This window comes from Mesorhizobium sp. P5_C1 (genome assembly GCF_054049815.1).
The window spans coordinates 1-5,719 of sequence record NZ_JBFULQ010000376.1 but is presented as its reverse complement, the minus strand read 5'-3'; the positions used below and the strand labels follow the sequence as shown (position 1 = coordinate 5,719).

6 protein-coding genes are annotated in these 5,719 nt (G+C 61.8%); all 6 read right to left on the bottom strand.

Annotated elements, in window-relative coordinates:
• Positions 1 to 396: MaoC family dehydratase (locus tag ACXJ7R_RS23520; protein WP_457153934.1), on the bottom strand; the 396-nt coding region annotated here is incomplete at its 3' end.
• Positions 397 to 520: 124 nt separating this feature from the next.
• On the bottom strand, positions 521 to 1,495 hold the full coding sequence (gene corA, locus ACXJ7R_RS23515; RefSeq protein WP_457153933.1) for a magnesium/cobalt transporter CorA: 975 nt from the start codon (positions 1,493 to 1,495) through the stop codon (positions 521 to 523).
• Between the two features lie 213 nt (positions 1,496 to 1,708).
• Positions 1,709 to 2,812, bottom strand: coding sequence for a redox-regulated ATPase YchF (gene ychF, locus ACXJ7R_RS23510; RefSeq protein ID WP_095090854.1), 1,104 nt, complete (start codon positions 2,810 to 2,812; stop codon positions 1,709 to 1,711).
• Positions 2,813 to 2,910: 98 nt separating this feature from the next.
• Positions 2,911 to 3,633: an aminoacyl-tRNA hydrolase gene (pth, locus tag ACXJ7R_RS23505; protein ID WP_457153932.1), complete on the bottom strand. Its 723-nt coding sequence runs from the start codon at positions 3,631 to 3,633 to the stop codon at positions 2,911 to 2,913.
• 23 nt (positions 3,634 to 3,656) lie between these two features.
• The gene (locus ACXJ7R_RS23500) at positions 3,657 to 4,298 is read right to left on the bottom strand and encodes a 50S ribosomal protein L25/general stress protein Ctc (protein ID WP_457153931.1); all 642 of its coding nucleotides are present in this window, start codon (positions 4,296 to 4,298) and stop codon (positions 3,657 to 3,659) included.
• 165 nt (positions 4,299 to 4,463) lie between these two features.
• The gene (locus tag ACXJ7R_RS23495; RefSeq protein ID WP_457153930.1) at positions 4,464 to 5,498 is read right to left on the bottom strand and encodes a class I SAM-dependent methyltransferase; all 1,035 of its coding nucleotides are present in this window, start codon (positions 5,496 to 5,498) and stop codon (positions 4,464 to 4,466) included.
• Between the last annotated feature and the right edge of the window lie 221 nt (positions 5,499 to 5,719).

The window sequence follows — 5,719 nt, the reverse complement described above, 5'->3', positions numbered from 1 at the left end:
CTGGTTGAGCAGTTCGCTGCGCATGGTGACGAAGCCGAGCTGCGGCTTCGACCGCGACAGGCGCTTGGTGAGAACCACCAGGCTTCCTGTCAGCGTGTCACCGGCCAGCACCGGCTTCTTCCATTTCACCTGATCGACCCCGGGCGATCCCTGGCAGGTGGAGTCGAGCAGGAAAGCATCGCACAGCATGCGCATGAACATGGCTGAGGTATGCCAGCCCGAAGCGGAGAGGCCGCCGAGGATGCTCGCCTTGCCGGCTTCCTCATCGAGATGCATGGGCTGCGCGTCGAATTCGCTGGCGAATTCGATGATTTCGGCGGCGCTCACTTGCTTGCTGCCGAGGTCGAACAAGGCGCCCTCGACAAAGTCCTCATAGGCCCAGGTTTTTGCAGTCATGGTCTGGAATCCGGTTCATAGACCCACGATTTCGGATCGGGGTTTCCGGATGCAGGCAGGCCGCCGTTTGGTCAAGAGATTTCTATAGCGCCACGTCACGGCCACGTGGCCTTTGGCGGACGGGTCAAAGCCAGCCGCGGCGGCGGAAATACCAGAAGGGCAGGATCGCCGACAAGATCATCAGGCCGATCGCGAAGGGATAGCCGAGCTGCCATTTGAGCTCGGGGATGATGTCGAAATTCATGCCATAGATCGAAGCCACCAGCGTCGGCGGCAGGAAGATGACGGCGGCGACCGAGAAGATCTTGATGATGGCGTTCTGCTCGATCGAGATCATGCCGAGCGTGGCATCGAGCAGGAAGCTGATCTTCTGCGACAGGAAGGTGGCGTGGTCGGCTAGCGACAGCACGTCGCGCAACAGCGTCTTGATGCGCGCCTTGGTGTCCTTGCTCATCTTGGTCCGGGTCGAGGCGTGGGCGAAGAAACCGGCCAAGCGCTGCAGCGAGATCAGGCTGTCGCGGATCGAGGAGGCGATGTCCTCCTTGCGGCCGATGGCTTTCAGGAGTTCCTGGAAATCGCGATTGCGCTTGGAAACCTTGGTCGACCGCGCCTCGAAGATATCGCGCGAAATCGCCTCGATGTCGCGGCCGGCGCGCTCCAGGATGTCGGCGAGGCGATCGACGATCGCCTCCAGCAACCCGATCAGAATGGTGTCGCCGCTGGTGCAGCCGGTTGCCACTTTTTCGGCGCGTTGCGGAAAGGTCTTGAATGCCTTCGGTTCGTGATAGCGCACGGTGATCAGCCGGGAGCCGGCGAGCACAAAGGTGACCGGCGACATCAGGGGATCGTCAACCTCGGTCTGGGCGGGCAGGGTGGCGGTCATGAAGTAGGCGCCGTCCTCGACATAGAGGCGGCTCGAAATCTCGATCTCCTCCATCTCCTCGCGCGTCGGAATGGCGACGCCGAGCCAGCTTTCGATCGCCACTTCCTCTTCCCTGGTCGGGTTGAGCAGGTCGGCCCAGACGACGTTCTCGCCGTTTGCCAGGAGATCGTCGATGACGCGCAGGCGGTCATTGTCCACGACGAAGGCCTTGATCATCGCCGGGTCTCCCTTGTTGGGGCCAAAGGGTGCGTTCGGATTGAAGCTCGTGTCGGATGGCACGGCGGTCCGGCGCGTGCACCTGCCGCTTAGTCCTGTGGCGTGACAAAATCAAGACAAGCAACTGGCGGGCGAATGACTCCGGCGGCTCGGAAGAACTCTTAGAGCTGCCGGTACCGGAAGGGCTTGCCGCCAAGCGTGATCTTCACAAAATCAGGTGTTGAACTTGAACAGCAGGACGTCGCCGTCCTGGACGACATATTCCTTGCCTTCGTCGCGCGCCTTGCCGGCTTCCTTGGCCGCCACTTCGCCGCCCAGCGTGATGAAGTCGTTGTAGGCGATGGTCTGGGCGCGGATGAAGCCGCGCTCGAAATCGGTGTGGATGACGCCTGCGGCCTGCGGTGCCTTGGCGCCCTTGTGCACGGTCCAGGCGCGCGTTTCCTTGGGGCCGGCGGTGAAATAGGTGATCAGCTGCAACAGCTCGTAGCCGGCGCGGATGACCTTGTTCAGGCCGGGCTCGTCGAGGCCGAGCGAGGACAGGAATTCCATCTCCTCCTCGTCCGACAACTGGGCGACTTCCGCTTCGATCGCGGCCGAGATCACCACGGTGCTGGCGCCTTGCGCTGTGGCCATCTTTTCCACGGCCCTTGTGTGCTCGTTGCCGGTGGCGGCGTCCGCTTCGGCGACGTTGCAGACATAGAGCACGGGATGCGAGGTCAGAAGGTTCAGCCCCTGCAGGATGCGCAGGTCGTCCGCCGAAATACCCTTGAGCAGGATGCGGGTCGGCTTGCCGGCCTGCAGCAGCTCCAACGCCGCCTCCATCAGCGGCAGCACGGTCGTCGCTTCCTTGTCCTTGCTGCCGGCGCGCTTGCGGATCTGCACGATGCGCCGCTCGAGGCTGTCGAGATCGGCGAGCATCAGCTCGGTCTCGACCGTCTCGGCGTCGGCGACGGGGTCGATGCGGCCCTCGACATGGGTGATGTCGTCATCCTCGAAGCAGCGCAGCACGTGCACGATTGCGTCGACCTCGCGGATGTTGGCGAGGAACTGGTTGCCCAGGCCTTCGCCCTTCGAGGCGCCGCGCACCAGGCCGGCAATGTCGACGAAGGAGATGCGGGTCGGGATGATCTCCTTCGACTTGGCGATCGCCGCGATCTTCTGCAGGCGCGGATCGGGCACCGCCACCTCGCCGGTGTTCGGTTCGATGGTGCAGAACGGATAGTTGGCGGCCTGCGCCGCCGCCGTCCTGGTCAGCGCGTTGAAAAGCGTCGACTTGCCGACATTGGGCAAGCCAACGATGCCGCATTTGAAACCCATTTTGTCCGGTCCTATCGGGAAATCGAAATTTGATCAGGGCTATGGGCGATAGGGGTGATCAACGTCAAGCCCTGTAACGCCGCACGCTCCTGCTGCGTTCACTCCTTGCCGAAGAGTTTCTTCAGCATCGCGGCCATCGGGCCGCTTTCCGGCAGCTTGACTGCCGGCTGCTGCGGGCGAGCCTGGCGGACGTGACTTTGCTGCTTGGGCGCCGGCTGCTTTGGCGCCTGCTTTTCCGGCTCCGGCGCGGCCTTACCCTGGACGGCGAGGCTGGCCTTGTTCATGAAGCCGGATTCGTCGCCCTTGACGAGCATGGCGGCGTTGTCGGCGATCGCGTCGAGCAGCGGTTCCAGCCATTCGCGGTCGACCTTGGCGAAATCGCCAAGCACGTGATACTGGACCATTTCCTTGACGCCGGGATGGCCGACGCCGATGCGCACGCGGCGATAGGCGTTGCCGACATGGCCGTCGATCGAGCGGATGCCGTTATGGCCGCCGGCGCCGCCGCCGGTCTTGATGCGCAGCTTGCCCTCGGCAAGGTCGATCTCGTCGTAGAAGACGGTGAGCGCGGAAAGCTTGAGCTTGTAGAAGCGCAGCGCTTCGCCGACCGACTGGCCGGACAGGTTCATGAAGKTCTGCGGCTTGATCAGGACGATCTTTTCGCCGCCAAGCGTGCCTTCGCTAATCAGGCCCTGGAATTTCTTCGACCAGGGCGAAAAGGAATGGCGGCGGACGATTGCGTCCGCCGCCATGAAGCCGACATTGTGCCGGTTGTYGGCGTATTTCGCACCCGGATTGCCGAGACCTRCAAACAGCAGCATCRCCTGCTCCGGGCGTGAAAGAGTTACTTCTCTTCGGCGGCAGGGGCCGCTTCAGGGGTCGCCACTTCAGCCGTAACTTCCGTCTCCGGCTTCATCGCCGACGAACCGGCAATGGTCGCGATGGTGAAGTCGCGGTCGGAGATGACAGGCTTCACACCGGCCGGCAGCTTGACCGCCGAGATGTGGATCGAGTCGCCGATGTCGGCGCCGGTGAGATCGACGGTGATGAATTCCGGGATCGCATTGGCCGGGCAGTGGAACTCGACTTCGTGACGCACGATGTTGAGCACGCCGCCGCGCTTGATGCCGGGCGACTTGTCCTCGTTGATGAAGTGGACAGGCACGTCGACATTGACCTCGGTGTCCTTGCCGATGCGCAGGAAGTCGACRTGGAYMGGGAAATCCTTGACCGGGTCGAGCTGAAAGTCCTTCGGCAGGACCTGGATCTTCTTGCCGTCGACATCGATCGTGGCGATCGTGGTCAGAAACCCGCCGCCATGGATCTTGTAGTAGATGTCCTTGTAGGTGAGCGCGATGGCCAGGGGAGGCTGCTTGTCACCATAAATTACTGCAGGCACTTTACCGTTGCGGCGAACTGCACGGGCGGACCCCTTACCGACCTGTTCGCGTGCTTCGGCCTTGAGCTCGTAAGTGTCGTGGCTCATGGCATTTCCTTTCGGTTTGTTCTGGAGCGTTCGCGGCCGGCAACGTGCTTGGCCGTAAACGTCGAAAGCCGCCGGGTGAGGCGGCTTTCCGCCGCGTTGCCTCCAAGGGTGTCTACGCGGGTGGCGGCTCTATAGCGGAAGGTGGCCGGAGGTGCAAGCCAAAGGCTAGCCGCGCTTTTCGATGACGGCGTACAGCACGTTGCGGTTCTCGCCAAAGAACACCTTGGCCTCGACGGTGTTGCGGTCGACGCTGGCATTGACGATGTTCCACATGTCGACTTCCGAGCGCAGCAGCAACACCCAGTCCATGAACGTCTCACGGTACCCGGCGTCAGGATTGCCCTCCGCGTAGTTCGCGAACAGGAACGTCCCGTTCGGCTTCAACATCTGCAGGCAGGTCTTCGTGAGTTTCACGGCAACGTTGTGCGCAAGGTAGTCGTAAAGGCCTGAGGCGTAGATCAAGTCGAACTGGCCCAGCTTGTGGCCCCTCGTGAGCACGGTGCGCACCGAGCCGTCGATGGCTTCGATCGCGGTGCCCTGGAAGTCGCGCGAAATCAATCCGACGCTCTGGGGATCCTGATCGAGCGCAACCCAGCGCTTGAGACGGCCCTCCGCCAGGGCGACTGAGCGATTGGCCTCACGCAAATGGCCGGCCGCGATCGCCAGGACCTCGGTTTGCGGTCCGTTCTTGGCCGCAGACTCGTCGACATATCGGGTCAAAAGATCGCGTCGTTCCCGTGCCGCGACGCACGACGGCACGTCCTGGGTATGGGTATAGAGCGCCTTGCCGGTCTCCGAGGCGTTTGCCACGCTCTCGGCCACGTGCGGATCACAATAGATGTAGTCGAGCAACTCCGCGTCGCCAGAATACCCCCTGGGCTTGCTGAAGGACCACCGTGTCAGGGGATCCTCGAGAAAATACTCCAGGACCGGGTGGCCCTGCACCACCGGTATCAATGCTTGCCAAACGTCGGGATGCACCTTGGAACGCGTCGCGTTGAGGTGCGACATCAGGCGACGAATGATCTCGGCAGGGTCTTTTCGTTGTTCGATTTGCTGCTGTGTCGCGCTGAGAATGAGCGCCAGCTCCGCGCGAGCGTTTTCGAACTCTTCGCCATGATGCTCGATCGTTCCTCGACGGAGACTGCTGGCGATCATCTTGGCAGTAATCAGGCTTTTGCCATCAAACACGGTTTGCAACCCATCACTCCATAGTTAACAGTCAGTTAACTTATTGCGTAGAATGCTCCATTTGCCAATGGCGGGTCGGGCGCATTTTATCGGTATGATTAATTTCCCGCAAACCATGTTCATTCGTTAGGCCGCTTCTGGGGCCGATTCCTCGTTCGAGTTAACGGAAACTTGTCTTGCTCGATTGCATTTGTTGGCCCGGCGTCGCAATCGCGTCGCGTCCAAGGAGC